Origin of the sequence: Archangium sp. Cb G35 (assembly GCF_001896145.1) — a bacterium.
Taxonomy (GTDB): domain Bacteria; phylum Myxococcota; class Myxococcia; order Myxococcales; family Myxococcaceae; genus Archangium; species Archangium violaceum.
The window spans coordinates 1,034,942-1,050,788 of record NZ_MPOI01000001.1; the positions used below are offsets into that span (position 1 = coordinate 1,034,942).

The 15,847-nt window shown below is 67.4% G+C and carries 16 protein-coding genes; 9 read left to right on the top strand and 7 right to left on the bottom strand.

Annotated elements, in window-relative coordinates; genetic code table 11:
• Window positions 1–96: 96 nt before the first annotated feature.
• A complete protein-coding gene (locus BO221_RS04275) occupies window positions 97–1,212 on the top strand; it encodes a hypothetical protein (protein ID WP_143195247.1) in 1,116 nt (371 codons plus the stop codon).
• Between the two features lie 51 nt (window positions 1,213–1,263).
• Here BO221_RS04275 and BO221_RS04280 read toward each other — a convergent pair whose 3' ends face one another.
• Complete coding sequence (locus BO221_RS04280; RefSeq protein ID WP_083680782.1) at window positions 1,264–2,892, bottom strand: serine/threonine-protein kinase; 1,629 nt, start codon at window positions 2,890–2,892, stop codon at window positions 1,264–1,266.
• 415 nt (window positions 2,893–3,307) lie between these two features.
• On the opposite strand from BO221_RS04280, the gene BO221_RS04285 reads away from it, so the two are divergent.
• Together BO221_RS04285 and BO221_RS04290 are read left to right on the top strand one after the other, a co-directional pair.
• Window positions 3,308–4,387, top strand: coding sequence for a hypothetical protein (locus BO221_RS04285; protein ID WP_073558990.1), 1,080 nt, complete (start codon window positions 3,308–3,310; stop codon window positions 4,385–4,387).
• 123 nt (window positions 4,388–4,510) lie between these two features.
• The gene (locus BO221_RS04290; RefSeq protein ID WP_073558991.1) at window positions 4,511–5,077 is read left to right on the top strand and encodes a DnaJ domain-containing protein; all 567 of its coding nucleotides are present in this window, start codon (window positions 4,511–4,513) and stop codon (window positions 5,075–5,077) included.
• Between the two features lie 83 nt (window positions 5,078–5,160).
• Here BO221_RS04290 and BO221_RS04295 read toward each other — a convergent pair whose 3' ends face one another.
• On the bottom strand, window positions 5,161–6,294 hold the full coding sequence (locus BO221_RS04295; protein ID WP_073558992.1) for a hypothetical protein: 1,134 nt from the start codon (window positions 6,292–6,294) through the stop codon (window positions 5,161–5,163).
• A 213-nt stretch (window positions 6,295–6,507) separates the two neighbouring features.
• Entirely contained in the window at window positions 6,508–6,858 is a 351-nt protein-coding gene (locus BO221_RS04300; RefSeq protein ID WP_073558993.1) for a DUF1428 domain-containing protein, read from the bottom strand.
• Window positions 6,859–7,077: 219 nt separating this feature from the next.
• On the opposite strand from BO221_RS04300, the gene BO221_RS04305 reads away from it, so the two are divergent.
• From BO221_RS04305 to BO221_RS04320, 4 genes are all read left to right on the top strand, one after another.
• Window positions 7,078–7,833 (top strand): bifunctional 2-polyprenyl-6-hydroxyphenol methylase/3-demethylubiquinol 3-O-methyltransferase UbiG, encoded by a 756-nt coding sequence (locus BO221_RS04305; RefSeq protein WP_073558994.1) that lies wholly within the window; start codon window positions 7,078–7,080, stop codon window positions 7,831–7,833.
• A gap of 12 nt (window positions 7,834–7,845) precedes the next feature.
• Window positions 7,846–8,907: an isopenicillin N synthase family oxygenase gene (locus BO221_RS04310; protein WP_073558995.1), complete on the top strand. Its 1,062-nt coding sequence runs from the start codon at window positions 7,846–7,848 to the stop codon at window positions 8,905–8,907.
• Entirely contained in the window at window positions 8,904–9,788 is an 885-nt protein-coding gene (locus BO221_RS04315) for a nucleotidyltransferase domain-containing protein (protein WP_233165656.1), read from the top strand. Before BO221_RS04310 ends, BO221_RS04315 begins: the two co-directional genes overlap by 4 nt.
• Window positions 9,789–10,293: 505 nt before the next feature.
• Window positions 10,294–10,800, top strand: a complete 507-nt coding sequence (locus BO221_RS04320) for an ABA4-like family protein (protein ID WP_073558996.1) — start codon at window positions 10,294–10,296, stop codon at window positions 10,798–10,800.
• 160 nt (window positions 10,801–10,960) lie between these two features.
• Here the strand turns inward: BO221_RS04320 and BO221_RS04325 are convergent, their stop codons facing one another.
• Window positions 10,961–11,734 carry a hypothetical protein gene (locus tag BO221_RS04325; RefSeq protein WP_073558997.1) on the bottom strand — a complete coding sequence of 258 codons (774 nt, stop codon included), beginning with the start codon at window positions 11,732–11,734 and terminating at the stop codon, window positions 10,961–10,963.
• A gap of 77 nt (window positions 11,735–11,811) precedes the next feature.
• Window positions 11,812–12,234, bottom strand: a complete 423-nt coding sequence (locus BO221_RS04330; protein ID WP_073558998.1) for a helix-turn-helix domain-containing protein — start codon at window positions 12,232–12,234, stop codon at window positions 11,812–11,814.
• A gap of 75 nt (window positions 12,235–12,309) precedes the next feature.
• On the opposite strand from BO221_RS04330, the gene BO221_RS04335 reads away from it, so the two are divergent.
• A complete protein-coding gene (locus BO221_RS04335; RefSeq protein ID WP_073558999.1) occupies window positions 12,310–13,170 on the top strand; it encodes a class I SAM-dependent methyltransferase in 861 nt (286 codons plus the stop codon).
• A 42-nt stretch (window positions 13,171–13,212) separates the two neighbouring features.
• Window positions 13,213–14,481 (top strand): cytochrome P450, encoded by a 1,269-nt coding sequence (locus BO221_RS04340; protein WP_073559000.1) that lies wholly within the window; start codon window positions 13,213–13,215, stop codon window positions 14,479–14,481.
• Between the two features lie 9 nt (window positions 14,482–14,490).
• Here BO221_RS04340 and BO221_RS04345 read toward each other — a convergent pair whose 3' ends face one another.
• Together BO221_RS04345 and BO221_RS04350 are read right to left on the bottom strand one after the other, a co-directional pair.
• A complete protein-coding gene (locus BO221_RS04345) occupies window positions 14,491–15,138 on the bottom strand; it encodes a hypothetical protein (RefSeq protein WP_073559001.1) in 648 nt (215 codons plus the stop codon).
• Window positions 15,135–15,635, bottom strand: a complete 501-nt coding sequence (locus BO221_RS04350; protein WP_143195248.1) for a hypothetical protein — start codon at window positions 15,633–15,635, stop codon at window positions 15,135–15,137. Before BO221_RS04350 ends, BO221_RS04345 begins: the two co-directional genes overlap by 4 nt.
• Between the last annotated feature and the right edge of the window lie 212 nt (window positions 15,636–15,847).

A 15,847-nucleotide genomic window follows, 5' to 3' on the forward strand; every position in this document is an offset into this window, starting at 1 on the left:
TGGGCTGGCGCCCCCGTAGTTTGCGGACGAGGAGGACTTGGCCTTCAATCTGGGTTAAAGCCAGTCCTCGCCCAGATGCTCCATTTCGTGTGTGCCATGTTCCACAAGAGAATCATCCCCGCCCTGCTCCTTGCCAGCTGGACGCCATTCCCTTCCGCTCACGCGGCCGGGGGAGAGATTGTCGCCGTCAAGGAGGCACCTGCCGCCGTCAAGGAGGCGCCTGCCACTGCCAAGGAGGCACCTGCCGCCGTCACGAAGGAGGGCGCCGCCGCTCCGAAGCCGGAGGTGGCTGTCCCCCCCAAGATCTCGATTGGCATGATCATCCGTGCCTACAAGGACGGCGAGTACGAGCAGGCCCTCGAGTTCATCGGGCTCGCGCGTCAGCACCCATTGGATACGCCCGATCTGGTGACCCTGTCCCTCTACGAGGGAGTCCTCTTGTACCAGGTGGGAAGGTTCGTGGAATCCGGAGATGCCTTCGAGATGGCACTGCTGATCCGGCCCGAGGCGAAGCTTCCCGTGCCGGTCTCGCCCAAGATCGAGAGCCACTTCGAGACGGTCCGGAAAAAAGCGCAGATGGATCCGAGCGCCACCACTCCCCCAAGTGGCAAGCAGAAGCCTTCTTCGGGGACTTCGTCCAACTGCCCGTCCGGACAAATCATCCCCCCTGGCAGGACCTTGAAAGCACAGCAGTTGTGGCGCCTGGCCATGATGGAACAGATGCTGTGCCTGCGAGATATTCGGGGTGGCGAGGTGGCCAGGAGATTGTCGGAATTCAAGTCCCTGGTTTCGCAGGCGGGCTCGACTACCGAATGGATCCGCGCCATTCAGGAGATCGACCAGTTCGCCAAGGAGTACTCGGTCTACCCGTTCAACTCGGACTGGCAGTACGTGAAGTCCCTCGTGCCAGAAGAGCGTTGGGAGCTCGGGGACGAGGACCAGGACGTGGCGCTACCCAATGCCCCTGAATCGCCCGATGAAGAGCCGGCGAGTCTCTTCGGTTGCCGGGCGGCTGTTGCTACCGACTGCGAGCGGATCATGCGACGCCTGCTTCTGCTCCAGAATCAACTTCCCGGGGTGGCGTCCGAGAACCGGTTCACCGCGAGGACGGAGTTGCTGCGCCTGGGCAGGAGGGTTCGGGAGGCCGACACCCGCGAGAAATTGGACACCGCCTTGAGCGACATCAAGGCTTGGCAGAGCAGGTGGTATTGACGCCCCGCCCTCCACGGTTCCTGGGATGGGGCCGTGGAGGGGAGGTGCTCCTCAATCCTCGAGCATGTCGAGCTTGAGGATGTTGTCCTGCCCGGGTTTGACGTCGAACTCGCGCACGATCGTCCTGCCCGCGTGGACGAACTTGATGACGTGGAGCCCCGCGGACAATTGCAGGGGCTTCATGGGGGTGTCCCCCATATTCATGCCATCCACGAAGACGGTGGCGTAGGGATAGACGCGCAGTTCCAGGTTTCCCTTACCCCTGACCACGCGCATAGCCGGAGGGGCGGGCGCGGGGTCCACGACAGGGCTCGGCGGGATGACGGGCACGGATGGCGGAGGGGATGCCTGCGGCGCGGGCTGAGGATTCACCCCCTGCGCGGGTGGCGTCTGCACCACCTGCGCGGGTGGCTTCGTCGCCACATCGGACTGCTCCTCGACATCCGGCGGGCCTAGCACACAACTCCCCGTGGCGTTGACCAGGAGCATCAACACGCCAAGCGCCCATGACGGCATCCACCGTTGGGGCTTCGTCAGCGCCTGCTCCGACCAGGGAGCGCTACTTGAGGCCGGGATCACGATGGGCCCGGAGGGCCGTCGGGCCCTCCCCGGGGCCGTCTGCGGCTCGGACGCGGGGCGCCGGCTCGGAGCTGTGACAAGGGCCCTTGGTGCCTGCTGATTCGAGGCCTGGAGGCCGCGATGATTCGCCGTCGCCGCCTCGTTCGGCGTCGAAGCGGGGCGCTTCCTGGTGAGGCCCGGGGGCACAGGAGTGGGAGTCTTGAGCGGCTCCTTCACCACGGGGATGCCAAGCCCGGGGTCCGTGTTGGCCCGGTTGATGAGATGCGCCACCTGCTGCATCGTCACGGGCGCGCCAACGGAGACAATGAACTTCTCCAGGTCGGCCTGGAAGGCGTGGCAATCCGCGTAGCGTTGATCGCGGTCCTTGGAGAGCACCTTGTTGAGGATGCGCCGCAGCGGAAAGGGAAGATCCTGACGGATCTCCGCCGCCGGGGTGTGCGGCTCGAAGAGGATGGCCTGCATCAGCCCGGCCTCCGACTCCGAGGCGTACGGCCGCTGGCCCGTGAGCAGCTCGTAGAGCACCACGCCGAGCGCGTACACGTCCGCGCGCCGATCCAACGGCTTCGCGCGCAGCTGTTCGGGCGGCATATACGGGAGCTTGCCCTTGACGACACCGCTCTCCGTCTTGTGGCTCTGCCCGGCGGCCTTGGCGATGCCGAAGTCCACCACCTTCACCGCGCCCTGCCGCGACAGCAGGATGTTGTCCGGGCTGATGTCCCGGTGGATGAGGCCCTGTGCTTCACCCGTCTCGGGGTCGATGAAGTCGTGGGCGAAGGCCAGCCCCTCGCAGGCGAGCGCGATGATCCGGGCGCACACCGCGGGGGGAAGAGGCTGCCCCTGGGTCTCGGCACGCTTGATGAGCGTGCGCAGGCTCGGCCCGTCGATGTACTCCATGGCCAGGAAGTAGGTGCCCTCGGACTCGCCGAAATCGAAGATCTGCACGATGTTCGGGTGCGTGAGCTGGGCGGCGAGCTTGGCCTCGGACAGGAACATCTGAACGAAGTCGGGTTCCGCGGCCAGCTCGGGCAGGATGCGCTTGACGACCAGGGTCTTCTCGAAACCCATGGGCCCGGCGGCCTTGGCGAGGAACACCTCGGCCATGCCCCCCGCGGCGAGCTTCCGCACCAATTCGTATTTTCCCAGCCGTTGCTGTTGCGTCACGAGTTCCCTCTTTTTCCCAGCGGTTCCGACAATTCCATGTCGAACTCCCGCGAGGGTGCGCTCTCAGGTTCAGCGGGCGCCCAAATATCAGGCTGCATTCAAATTGTCGTGCTCTTGTCTGAGCACAAATCGATCACGAGGCGTTTTAAATCAGTACAGGCCTGGAGATCGGGCAAGCATTGTCTGAGTCAAATAGACTTCAGCGGCTCGCGAGGATGTCTGGATTGCAGTGATACAGAAGTGGACTGCCCTCGCTGTAACCATCCCGCCCGCCCAGCGGCCTCCACCGCTTCACGTCCATCCGCCGCGGCCAGTAGGATCCCGTCCTCTTCGCGTCCAAGTAAGGATCCGCCGCATGCACGAGCGTCTGCCTCCGCCCTCCGTCGCCCCCCAGATGTGGGAGACGCTCTCCGACGCAGAGCAGGTCTTCACCGTCGCGATGCCGCGCGGCTGGCGGAACCGCGCCTGGGTCCAGAGCAACGGCTCCATTCCCCACCAGCTCGCGACGGCCGAGAGCCCGACGGGAGGAACCACGCTGTTCCTGGGCGATCCGACAATCCCCATGTTCATCGAGCCGGCCGCGACGATGTTCGGCTCGCCGCCCGGGGCGGTGGCGCGGCCATACACCTCCATCGAGCACTTCCTGCCCGCCCATGCCCAGTACCGCTTCGGCGGGCTGCCCGGCTTCCGGTGGGGCGCCATGGTGCCGTCGCCGGAGCTGTTCCAAAGGGTCAGCCAGTTGTTCCAGCGCTCGGGCGCGGCACAGGCGTGGGTCACGGCCGGCCGGATCACCTTCTCGTTCGACGAGGGACCGCGCCGGGTGCAGGCGGTCTTGTTCGGCTCCAGTACGAACCTCGGCCAGGTCTGGATGGCCGAGGTGCACGGCATCACCACGGTGGGCGACCCCGAGGCCTTCGTCCCGGCGCTGCTGGAGATGCTGGACTCCCGGCGGACGAACCCGGCCATCCTGCAGCGCCAATTGCAGGAGCGCGCGCGCTCGGCCGCGCAGCACCAGGCCAACATGGCGATGATCGATCAGGGTTCCGCCCGCCTCCGGGCCAACCACCAGCAGAACATGGCGACACTGCAGAACATGGCGGCGAGCCACCAGGCGCACATGGCGTCGCTGCACGAGAGCCACGAGGCGCACAACGCGGCCTGGCGCAATCAGCAGATGGCTCAGGACGCGGCCCACCACGCGCGGATGCACACCTCCACCTCCGACGACTCGCACCGCCGCTTCCTCAACACCATCACCGAGGAGCGCACCGTGATCGACGGCGCGGGGAACACCTACCAGGTGGCCGACGGCTACGACCGCTACTTCCGCCGCCGCTCCGACGGTGCATGGATCGGCACCCGGGACCACCGCGGCCTGAACGACATCCCCGGGGTGAACCCCGACGACTACGAAGAGGTGAAGATCAAGCGGTAGCCGCACGGGCCCTCTCACGAGGCCTGGAAGCGGATGAAGCGAAATGAACAATGAGCGAGGGGGCTCCGGGTGCGGCGGTGGGTCCGTGCCTATGCTCACGGGAAATCCGCGGCCAGAGGATCCATGCCGAACCTCGACTCCTGTTATGCGCTTCTCGGGCTGAGCCGTGGAGCATCGCAAGAAGAGATCCGCGATGCGTTCCATCGGGCCGCGAAGCAGCTCTACACCGGCCCGTCAGTGCCGGACACGGCCGCCCGCCTCCAGGAGATTGCCGAGGCGTACAGCCGTCTCGAGGCCGCCCCTCCCGGCCAGGACTCCGCCGGCAGCCCGAGCCCATCGCCCCGATGGCTGTGGCGCTTGTCCGGCCACATCTCGTCCGCCCTGGCGTGTGGAGGCGTACGGCTCCTCGGGAACGGGACCGTCGAGCTGTGTCTCCAGGAGGATGAAGCCCAGACAGGGGGCGCGGCGACCCTGTCATTCGATACCGACATCATCTGCCGGCGCTGCACCACCACGCCCGGGGCCGGCTGCGAGCGGTGCGCCGGCACCGGCCGTGAGCGCGAACGGGTGTCCTTCTGGCTCAGCATTCCGGCGCGCGTCGCCAACGGAACGGTGTTGCACCCCTCCGTCGAGCCGCTCGAATTGACGAAGCCCATCGACTTCATCGTCCGGGTTTCCCCGGCCGGGTGAGCCACCCCGAACTCGTCCTCGAGCTCGCGCCCGAATCCAGCGCATCCCGGGTCACGCTCCGGCATGACCCCGATGCCGCCTTCTCACCCGTGGAAGACCTTCGAGAAGAACTGCTCGACGCGCGACTTCTCGGGCTGCAGCGTGGCCGCGGGCGAGGCCACACCGGTCGCGGCGCCGGCGCCGGGACGCAGACCGGCCGCGATGCCCGGCTTGATGTGGTGGCGCAGGTCGACCGCCACGTCGCTCTTGAGGTGGGTGCCCACACCCGCCGCCGCGTTGACCTCCGCGGACTGCTTGAGGAAGCCGTTCTCCAGACCGAACTTCCCGCCCGCCTGGGCCGCCGCGCCCGCCACCACGCCTCCGGTGACCGAGCCGTGCAGCCGGCCCAGGTGCCCGCCCGCCGTGCCGTATGCGCCCGCCGTGGCGGCCGCGCCCACCTGACCCGAGAGCAGCGCCGTGGCCGTCCTCGGATCCAGGGAAGCCACGCCCTCGGCGTAGGCGGTAGCCGAGGCCTTGCCCTCGCCCTTGATGTAGGCGCCCACGTGCCGGTTGAAGTCGTGGCTCGCGCTCGCCGAGACGCCCACGCCCGTCTCCGCCTTGCCCGTCAGCGCGGCCGTGTACGCGTGGCTGTTCGTATCCGCCGAGACACCCGCCTGGCCGCTCGCCTTGAAGGAGTTGGCCTCGGCCGAGAGATTGCCGGTGGTCACGCCCAGACGGCCCGCGTGCACCTTCTGCAGCTGGTAGGCGGCGTTGGGACCGGCGAGCTCGGCCTGGGCCGAGTAGTGGTGCACGCCACCACCGCTGTGGCTCGTGGTGGAGGCCTGCATCGAGCCCACGTTGCCGCTCAGCGTGCCCCCGAAGACGTCCTTCTGGAAGGGGTTGCCCGGCCTGTCGACGAGCATGTTCTGCTTGGCGCCCGCGGGAGCCGTGAGCTTGTTGTCACCGCCGCTCACCATCAGGTTCGAGGACTCGCCCGTGGTCTTCTCCCAGGGGCTGTACGTGGGGCCGCCCTCCGGCATACCCGGGTGCTTCAGCGGCTTGAACTCCGGGGCGGCCGGAGCGGCCGGGGCGGGCTTGCCGGCCACGGCGGGCTTGCTGACCTGCGAGCTGGGCGCCGTGGACGGCAGCGTGGAGGCGCGGGCCGGAGGCGTGAACTGGGACGTCTTGGGCGTGGGGAACGTCGCGGAGCGGGGCAGCTTGGAGCCGATGCGGGCCATGGGATTCCTCGGAAGGTGCGGGGTGGGTTCGGACCAGCGATGTCCTGACCTACTGCACCCTGCATGCCATGCCCGGATCGCCCTCCATGGGGAGGGCGGCCCACGTGATTTCAGGGGGTTACGAGGCGGGAGAGCCATGGGTGGTGGTGAGTGCAGTCACCAGTCCCCAGACAGCAGTCACCACTCCCCCAGACAGCAGTCACCACCCCGCGCTCAGGAGTCGAGCAGGACCGAGAACCCGCCGAAGATCATGCGCTTGCCGTCGAAAGGCATGCCCTTCATGTCCTTCATGCGCGGGTCCTCCATCATCTTCTTGTTGCCCTCATCGCGGGCGGCCTTGGACGGCCACTCGATCCACGAGAAGACCACCGTCTCACCGTTCTCCGCCTTCACCGCGCCCTTGAAGTCGGTGACCTTCCCGTCGGGCACATCGTCGCCCCAGCACTCGACGACACGGGTCGCGCCATATTCCTTGAACAGCGACAAGGTCTTGGTGGCCATCGCCCGGTAGGCGTCCTTGTTGACGGCGGGCACCGGAATAACAAACCCATCAATGTAACTCATGACGTCTCTCCTTTTCGTTGGGTCCACAGGTATCCGAGCGGAGCCGTTCATCCGGAACCTTCGGTCTGGCGGCCCATGTCCGCAATGCATCGGGGCGAACCTGGCCTGCCGACCGGGAAGGGGGCTCTCCCCAGGCCTCCGTCCCTCCTATACTTCGTGCCAACGTGGGCCTGTGCGACGGGCCGCTCCAGGCCCTGCCCCAGGAAAAGAGAGACCGGTATGGGAATCACGATGTCGCCACAGGATTACGCCACGGCATTCCGCATCCTCGCGGCCTCCGCCCGGCACCCCGAGAACATCGGGCAGGCCGTCGAGGAGCGCATCCTCCCCCGGCTCCCGAAACAGCCCGCGCTGCTGGACGTTGGCGCGGGCTCCGGCAAGGTGGCCGAACGGCTCGCGCCGCGCTTCGGCTCGCTCACCCTGCTCGAACCCAATCAGAACCAGATCGCCGGGTTCAAGCACGAGAAGGCGAGGATCTTCCTCGAGCCCCTGGAGCGCTACCAATCGCCCGAGCAGTACGAGCTCGTCGTGTGCTCGCACGTCCTGTACCACGTGCCCCTCTCCGATTGGGGAGGCTTCATCGACAGGCTGCTCACGTTCGTACGCCCTGGCGGATACTGCGTGATCGTCATGGCCGCTGGCCGGGGGCCGACCTACCGGCTGTGCCGCGACTTCTCGGAGACGATGCTCTTCGGCGAGCAGCTGCTCACCACCATGCAACAGAAGCGGCTGCCGCACGAGGTGCTCGAGACGATGAGCGGGTTCGTGGCGAAGACCTTCGAGGAGATGCACACGCTTTGCCGCTTCTTCGTGCTCGAGGGCTGTTACACGGCGGACCAGCTCGCGGCCCTGAGCGAGGACGAGGTGCGTGCACTGGATGAGAAGATCCGCGTGCACGCCGAGCGCTGCCGGAGCGACGACGGGGTATATCGCCTGGAGCAGGATGAGGATCTGATCATCATTCCCAAGCCGTAACCCCTCCATCGAATGAGCTCCCCTCCCCCTTCCCGTGGATTCGAGCAGGTCCCCGTCATCGGCGTCCGAGCGCTCGTGGACCCCTCCTCGACACTCGCCGAGCGCCAGGCCGTCGCGGAGCAGCTGGGCGCCGCCTGCCGGCAGAGCGGCTTCTTCTACGTCGTCGGCCACGGCGTGGACGAGGCCCTCCAGCGGCGCCTGGAGACCTCGAGCCGCCGCTTCTTCGCGCTGCCCGTGGAGGAGAAGCTCGCCATCCGCATGGCGCGTGGCGGAGCCGCCTGGCGGGGCTACTTCCCCGTGGGAGGAGAGCTGACCTCGGGCCGCCCCGACCGCAAGGAGGGCCTCTACTTCGGAACCGAGCTCGGCCCCGAGCACCCGCTCGTGCGCGCGGGCACGCCGCTCCACGGCCCCAACCTCTTTCCCCAGGAACCGTCCGGCCTGCGCGAGGCCGTGCTCGACTACCTGGCCGCGCTCACGCGTCTCGGCCACTCACTCATGGGCGGCATCGCGCTCAGCCTCGGCCTGGAGGAGGACCATTTCTCCACGGGCTCCATGGCCGATCCGCTCGTGCTCTTCCGCATCTTCAACTACCCGCCCGGACCCGACACCGCCGAGGACGGACAGCCCGCCTGGGGCGTGGGCGAGCACACGGACTATGGCGTGCTCACCCTCCTCAAGCAGGACGAGGCCGGCGGCCTCCAGGTGAAGTCCCGCGCGGACGGCGAGGTGCGCTGGATCGATGCGCCCCCCATCCCGGGCTCGTTCGTCTGCAACATCGGCGACATGCTCGACCGGATGACCCGGGGCGTGTACCGCTCCACGCCGCACCGGGTGCTCAACCGCTCCGGGCGTGACCGCCTCTCCCTGCCCTTCTTCTTCGACCCGGGATGGAACGCGGAGATCCGACCGCTCGAGGCCCCTGCCCTTCGCACCACCACCACCGCCGAGGACGCCCACGAGCGATGGGACCAGCGGAGCGTCCACGCCTTCCAGGGCACCTATGGGGACTACCTGCTCGGCAAGGTGGGCAAGGTCTTCCCCGAGCTGCGCTCCGAGGTCCTCTCGAATGGATGAAGGGCGTGGTCACGCGCTTCGCGGAGTGCCAGATTGAAGGGATGGAACATCCCGTGCTTGCGCGTCTGGTCGAAGCGCTCCGGCCTGTCCGAGGCCTGGCGGCGATTGTGCTCGGTGGCTCGCGCGCACGGGGCACGGCGGGGCCCGCTTCCGACTACGACATCGGCCTGTACTACGAGCCCGATGCGCCGCTCGATGTCGCGGCACTCCAGGCGGCCATTGCCCCGCTCGTCGATGACCCATCGTCAACGGTGACCCGGATCGGCGATTGGGGGCCGTGGATCAACGGCGGCGGCTGGCTCACCCTCTCGGGTGTGGAGGTCGATCTCATCTACCGGGATCTCGGACGGGTGCGCGAGGTCATCGCCGAGGCTCGGCAGGGCCGCTTCTCGATGAACTACCAGCCGGGCCACCCGCACGGCTTCTGCTCGACCATCTGGATGGGGGAGGTCGCGACCTGCCAGCCGCTGCTCGACCCGTCTGGCCGCATCGCGGAGCTGAAGGGCGAAACCTCGCCTTTCCCGGAGGCGCTCAGGGACGCGCTGATTGCCCGCTTCGGCTGGGAGGTGGGCTTCGCCATCGAGAATGCCGAGCTCGCGGCCAGGCGCGCCGAGCAGCTGCACGTCGCGGGCTGCGCCTACCGCTCACTGAGTTGCGTGGCGCAGGTGCTGTTCGCCTTGAACAGCCGCTATCTCATCAACGAGAAGGGCGCCCTCACCGAAGCGGCGGCCTATCCGCTCACAGTCGCGGGGCTGGCCAGCACACAGGCCGGCATCTGGCGCGACATCGGCAATGCGGACCATGCGAGCGCGCTGCGCCGGCTGCACGGCGTGTCCGACGCTCTGCGCGCGCTCGTCGAACGGGCGGGGAAGAAGGAATGAGCGCGCAGGCAAGCCTCAGCAAGCGCTCCCTGGCGGATTCGATGACGCTGGCAACAGTGGCGCCGCCTACCGCCAGGTGACTTCGATAAAAATCATTGGACAGATTCTGGGTCGCGCCTTAGTTTGTCCATCGACGCGTCCCCCGCGTCTCTCATGATCTCTGCCCGCTAGAACCACCGCTCCGCCGCGCGACCCTCTGGGTGACTCGCCTACCGACACCGGTAGGACAGTGCTCATGCGTCGCCGCGAGTGCGCAGTCCTCGATGCCGAGCCGCGAATTTCCGCGCGAGCTCGTGTCGTGGGCCCGTGAAGGTGGAGCGGTGTGCCGACAAGCGAACCGAGGCCCTGGTTGCCCACCTGCGTGGGTGCTTCGCGCTCGCTCGTCTCCCGACAGGCTTTCTTCAACGTGTGTCGGAGCGGGCTGCCCGGAAAAGTCATCCAGCGCCACGGCTCATGCATGTCGGTTCGTCGTGAACCCGAACCCCTGTCATGACCGGAGGATTGTATGAGAGCCGAAACCCTGTTCCTTGTTTTTACGTATGGTGTTGCACCCGCGTGGGCCCTTCTGGTGTTCGCTCCGCGCTGGAAGTGGACGCAGAAACTCGTTCACGCGGTGGTGATTCCAGTGATGCTGGCGCTGGCCCATCTTGGCTTCCTGCTGTTCGCGGCCTCCCCTCCCGAGGGCGCCAGCGCGGCGACCCTCGAGGGCGCCATGCGGCTCTTCCAGGAGCCGTGGACGGCGTTGGTTTGTTGGATTCACTACCTGGTGTTCGACCTGTTCGTCGGCGCGTGGGTGGTCCGAGATGCACTCCGGCGCAAGGTGCCCCACCTGGCTGTCGCGCCCTGTGTCCTGCTGACGTATCTCTATGGCCCGCTGGGGATGCTGCTGTACTTCATCGTCCGGTTCATCACCCGGAGGGTCCTCACCATGGAGGAGGCAACCGGACCCACGAGCGCATCCTCTCTTCCCTCCGCGGAGACTCCAGCCTCGGGGCGCCTGGTGAATGCGTGACGGACTTCCCCACTGCGCTGTCCCGCCCGTCAGCGCAGTGGGGCCGTCTTTCCCGAGCGTAACGTGATGCGTTCCGCCCCAGCCCGATGCGTCCGACCGCGCCCGCCCGCGCGTACTCACCTCGGGAGACGGCCCCCTACGACGGTGGGTGGCGGTTCGCTCAGAAGAACGACACGCCCAGGGAGCCGCTGATGACGAAGCCCTCGTGCTGTAACAGGGAGAGGGCGGCCGCCGTGAGGAGATCCGGCTCTCCGCCCCCTCGCACCTGGACGTTGTCCTGACGCATCCGCCAGCTCCACCCCACGCGGGAGGAGATGAAGAACAAGCGGCCGAGGGCCCAGCGCGAGCCCACCGCCACGGTGCCCACGGGCGTGAGCAGCATGTCCGCGTAGGTCCGCACGCCGTCGATCTCCGACCAGGTCTCCCCTCCGAAGTTGAGGCTCACTCCCGCCTCGAGGAAGGGGCTCAAGACCACCTCGCCGAGCGGATAGAGACGCACCTGCGGGCCCACCCGCGTGCCCCATGCGCCCTGGCCGCCACTCAGGCGCAGGCCCAGGATCGGGTACATGCGGTACTCGACCTCCGCACCGTAGATGCCCGAGGGGCTGTTGAAGCCAACCGAGGCCCCGATATCGAGTTGGGTGGCTCCGGGCTTGGCCGAGTAACGCCAGAGGCTCTTGCGGGTGGGAATGATCTCGGGAACGGGCGGAGGACTGGAGGGATAGGCCTCCGGCTGGGGACTACTCTGCACGGCTTCCGGAGGAGCACTTTCCGGGGCAACCTCCTGCGCGGGGTCTTGCGAGGCTTCAACGGGAGCGCTCTCCGGAGCAGCCTCCGGCGAGATCTCGGGGGTGGTCTGAGCGAGAGCGGAAAAGGGCAACAGGGAGGCGGCCAGCAGGATGCCGGCACGCGCCTGACGGGTCAGGGTGCGCATGGTGAGGAGTCCAGAAGTTTGGGGGTGTCGTGAACTACGGCGACATGGACTGTCCTCCCGAACGATTATTCAAAGGATTAAAAAGCCCTCTTCCTTCGCGAGCTCATCGCTCCAGAGGCGGCGTCCCGCACGATGCGACGGAAGGTAGGGCATTCCATGTGGCTCGGCGCGGGGCAGGCAGCGGCGTGCCGCAGGCCGTCACGCATGGCGCTGAGCTCGCGGATCGTCCTGTCCAACTCCTCCGCCTTGGCCTCGAGCATCCGCCGATCGATGCGCGGCCGCCCATCCGGCGCGAACATCAACGCAATCTCATCGAGTGAGAAACCAGCGGCGCGTCCCAGCGCGATCAATGCCAGCCTTTCCAGCACGCCGGGCTCGAACAAACGGCGCAGGCCCCGCCTGCCGATAGAGGCAATCAGCCCCTTCTCCTCATAGAACCGCAACGTCGAGGCAGGAACGCCGGACCGCCGCGCCACCTCGCTGATGTCCAGGTCTTTCACTCTCTTGACCTCAAGTCGGCTTGAAGTGGCACAGTACGGCTTTCGGTTCTCGAAGGCACGCCAAAGGAGAAGCGCATGAAGGCCATGAGCCAGACGGGTGACGAGCAGACGAAGTATTGGAATGGCGTTGCTGGGCGCGCCTGGTCCGAGGAGCAGGAGATGCTCGACCGGATGTACAAGCCGATCGAAGACCTGCTCGTGGCAGAGGTCCCCGCCAACTCCGGGCACCAGGTGCTCGACATCGGCTGCGGTACGGGCGGCATGACGCTCGCAGTCGCACGGCGGCTCGGCGCGGAGGGCCGCTGCGTTGGCATCGACATTTCGGATCCGATGCTCGCCGCCGCCCGGGCCCGCGCCGAACAGGAAGGCGTGCCGGCAAGCTTCATCCGCGCCAACGCGCAAGACCACGCATTCGAACCCGCGAGCTTCGACATGCTCATTTCACGTTTCGGCGTCATGTTCTTCGACGACCCCGTCCGAGCCTTCGCGAACATGAGGCGTGCCGTGAAGGACGACGCCCCATTGCGTTTCGTCGCCTGGCGAAGTCTTTCGGACAATCCATTCATGACGACGGCCGAGCGCACCGCGGCGCCGCTCCTGCCGAACCTCCCCGCTCGCCGTCCGGACGCGCCTGGGCCGTTCGCCTTCGCGGACCAGCACCGGGTCCACCGCATCCTGGAGGAAAGCGGCTGGGCCGGGATCGACATCCAGCCAATCGATGTAGCCTGCACCCTGCCCGAGAAGGAGTTGATCCGTTACCTGAGCCGATTCGGTCCCCTCGGCCTGGTCCTTCACGAGGTGGACGAGCGGATTCGCACCCAGGTCATCGAAACGGTCCGCGCCGCTTTCGAGCCCTATGTGCACGGAACGGAAGTCCGCTTCAACGCCGCCTGCTGGATGATCCGCGCCCGAGCGCCGGGCAAAGCCCTACGATAGGTCTCATACCCGGCAGTTTCCACCCGCCCCAGGAGACCGAGCATGAACGCCGCACCACCGGAAGCGCCCACCGTCCACCCCACCGCGGCCATTGGTCAGGCCTACAACCCGTTCGATCCGGCCTTCCAGAGCAATCCCTACCCCTTCTATGCCCGAGCACGGAGCGAGGCGCCCGTCGCCTATTGCCCGCAGTTCAACGTCTGGCTCGTGACGAGCCATGAGCTGATCAACCGCGTCCTGAAGAGTCCGACCCTCTTCTCCTCGCTCCACAACCTGGACAGCCCGGTGGTCCTGCCCGCGGAGATCGAGGCCGTGCTCGCCAAGGCCCATTACCCCCTCGCGCCGGGCTTGTTCAACAATGACCCGCCGGGCCATACCCGCGTGCGTGCGCTGTTCAGCAAGGCCTTCACCGCCCAGCGTGTCGCGGAGATGGAAGCGGGTATCCGGACGCTGACCGAGGGCCTCGTCGAGCAGTTCGCCCATCAGGGACACGTCGACCTCGTGGAGGCCCTGGCTCATCCGCTGCCCATGACGGTGATCGCCGACCTGCTGGGCGTGCCCCGTGAGGACATGCGCCGCGTCAAGCAATGGCATGACACCTGGATGAAGCTCTTCAGCCCACAGACTCCCCTGGAGGAGCAGCATGTCGCGGCCCAGAGCTGCGTCGACTACCAGAACTACTACGCCGGCCTGCTCGCGGACCGTGCCGCCCACCCCACCGGGGACCTGACGACGGCGCTCGTCCAGGCCCGGGTGGACGGAGAGAAGCCCTTCACGACCGCGGAGATGATCTCACAGATGATGATTCTGCTGAGCGCGGGCCACGAGACGACCACGAGCCTCATCAGCAGCCTGCTGTACAACCTGTTGCGGAACCCCGAGCAATGGCAAGCGGTACGGGATGACCCGAAACTGCTCGAGGCGGCCATCGAGGAGACCGTGCGTTTCACCTCGCCGGTGCAGATGGAGCCCCGCGTCGCCAAGGAGGCCACCGAACTGGGCGGAGTCGCGATTCCCCAGGGCGCGCGCTTGAATATCGTCTACGGCGCGGGCAACCGCGATGAGCGAGCGTTCCCGGACCCGGAGACCTTCAACGTCCAACGTCCGCAGGTGGGCCGGCACATCGGCTTCGGCTGGGGCATCCACTTCTGCATTGGCGCGCCCCTGGCCCGGCTCGAGGCCCGCGTCGCCTTCGAGGTGCTCCGCGAGCGGCTGCCCCACCTGCGCCTCGCGCCCGGCTTCGTCCCCGAGTACGAGCCCAGCTTCTTCTTCCGTGCGCTGAAGAAGCTGGAACTCGTCTGGGACAGATAGGCCCGCCCGTCACTGCAGCAGGAACGTGTTCGACGTGGCCACGTGGCCGGCGATGTCGGTGACGCGGATGGCCATGTCCGCCTGGGTGGAGTCGACCACGACCTGCTGCGTGAGCACCCCGTCCACGAAGGGCTCACTCACGCGCGGGCCGACGGTGCTGCCAACCCCTGTCTCCAGACGCACGTTGCCGCGGAAAGCCGCCGCGCCAGCGCCGGTCGCGCGCACCGTCAGCGTGAAGGGCACCAGGCGCCGCTGCGGGCCAATGGGGTCGATGCTGTAGCCCTCCGGCCACTCCCCCTCGACGATGGTGAGGCCGCCCGGGCGTACGGCGGTGCGGCCGTCCCCGAGCGTCACCTTCACGTCGTAGCTGCCGGGCGTGAGCACCGACGGAACGCGGGTGGAAACGACGCCCTCGGGCGAGACGGCGAGCGTGGGCACATCGAGCGACCCGACGCGCACCGACACCTGGGTGTCCACCTCGATGGTCCCCTTGCTGTAATCGACAGCCGCGGGAAGGATCAGCTCCGCGTCGATGGCGAGCTCCGTGGACTCGCTCGCGCGCATCTCCGGCGGCGAGACCGAGTGGATGACCGGCTCCGGCCAGTCCTGACAAGCCAGGAGCAGAAACGGCGCGGCGATGAAGACGAGCTTTCTCATGGCAACTGATACCTCACACCGAGGAGCCCCTGCACACCCGTCGAGCGTCCGGTGACGAAGGGGATGTACGCCTCGCCGAGCCCCACCCGCCCATCGAGGAACGGCTCGATCGCCCCCAGGGGGAAGCGAAGCTGCGCCCCCGCGAGCAACTCCCAACCGAGCGCCGAGCGCACGGAGCTCTCGGAGAAGTTGCTCGAGAGGTGATGCAGCGCCAGCGACGGCCCCACGCCGACGCGCACGTCCACGCCGAGGTATTTCATACTCACGAGGTTCATCCGCCCCACCGCGAGGAGTGGGATGGAATGCATGGCGGAGACCCCCACTCCGGCGTCGGGGACATTCGCCTTGAAGCGCGCCAGCCGCCAGCCGAGCTCCACGTCGATGGAGAAGCGGCCCCAGCCGGGTGGCGTCAGGGTGAGCTGCACCGAGCCCTGGGGACCACGGTTGAAGCCACCGCCGTAGAACGCGCCACCCGCGAGTGCGAGGGAGTAACGCATCTCCTTCTTCTCCTCCGCCGGCTTCGTCGGAGCCGGCCGGGGAGGAGGCTCGGGGCTCGCCTCCCGCGGAGGAGCCTTCGGCTTCTTGCGGGAGGTTCCGCGGGGGGGACTCTCGGGAGCAGCCACGGCTGCGGTAGAGCAGAGCAGGAAGAGGAGCGCGAACCAACGCATGGGGGCAGGCGGTCCGCGGGGGGACAGTGCCGCGGAGGCGG

Coding starts and splice junctions, on each gene's coding strand:
- BO221_RS04275 (WP_143195247.1), top strand. CDS start 97: ATGTTCCACAAGAGAATCATCCCCGCCCTGCTCCTTGCCAGCTGGACG.
- BO221_RS04280 (WP_083680782.1), bottom strand. CDS start 2,892: ATGGCCGAGGTGTTCCTCGCCAAGGCCGCCGGGCCCATGGGTTTCGAG.
- BO221_RS04285 (WP_073558990.1), top strand. CDS start 3,308: ATGCACGAGCGTCTGCCTCCGCCCTCCGTCGCCCCCCAGATGTGGGAG.
- BO221_RS04290 (WP_073558991.1), top strand. CDS start 4,511: ATGCCGAACCTCGACTCCTGTTATGCGCTTCTCGGGCTGAGCCGTGGA.
- BO221_RS04295 (WP_073558992.1), bottom strand. CDS start 6,294: ATGGCCCGCATCGGCTCCAAGCTGCCCCGCTCCGCGACGTTCCCCACG.
- BO221_RS04300 (WP_073558993.1), bottom strand. CDS start 6,858: ATGAGTTACATTGATGGGTTTGTTATTCCGGTGCCCGCCGTCAACAAG.
- BO221_RS04305 (WP_073558994.1), top strand. CDS start 7,078: ATGGGAATCACGATGTCGCCACAGGATTACGCCACGGCATTCCGCATC.
- BO221_RS04310 (WP_073558995.1), top strand. CDS start 7,846: ATGAGCTCCCCTCCCCCTTCCCGTGGATTCGAGCAGGTCCCCGTCATC.
- BO221_RS04315 (WP_233165656.1), top strand. CDS start 8,904: ATGAAGGGCGTGGTCACGCGCTTCGCGGAGTGCCAGATTGAAGGGATG.
- BO221_RS04320 (WP_073558996.1), top strand. CDS start 10,294: ATGAGAGCCGAAACCCTGTTCCTTGTTTTTACGTATGGTGTTGCACCC.
- BO221_RS04325 (WP_073558997.1), bottom strand. CDS start 11,734: ATGCGCACCCTGACCCGTCAGGCGCGTGCCGGCATCCTGCTGGCCGCC.
- BO221_RS04335 (WP_073558999.1), top strand. CDS start 12,310: ATGAAGGCCATGAGCCAGACGGGTGACGAGCAGACGAAGTATTGGAAT.
- BO221_RS04340 (WP_073559000.1), top strand. CDS start 13,213: ATGAACGCCGCACCACCGGAAGCGCCCACCGTCCACCCCACCGCGGCC.
- BO221_RS04345 (WP_073559001.1), bottom strand. CDS start 15,138: ATGAGAAAGCTCGTCTTCATCGCCGCGCCGTTTCTGCTCCTGGCTTGT.
- BO221_RS04350 (WP_143195248.1), bottom strand. CDS start 15,635: ATGCGTTACTCCCTCGCACTCGCGGGTGGCGCGTTCTACGGCGGTGGC.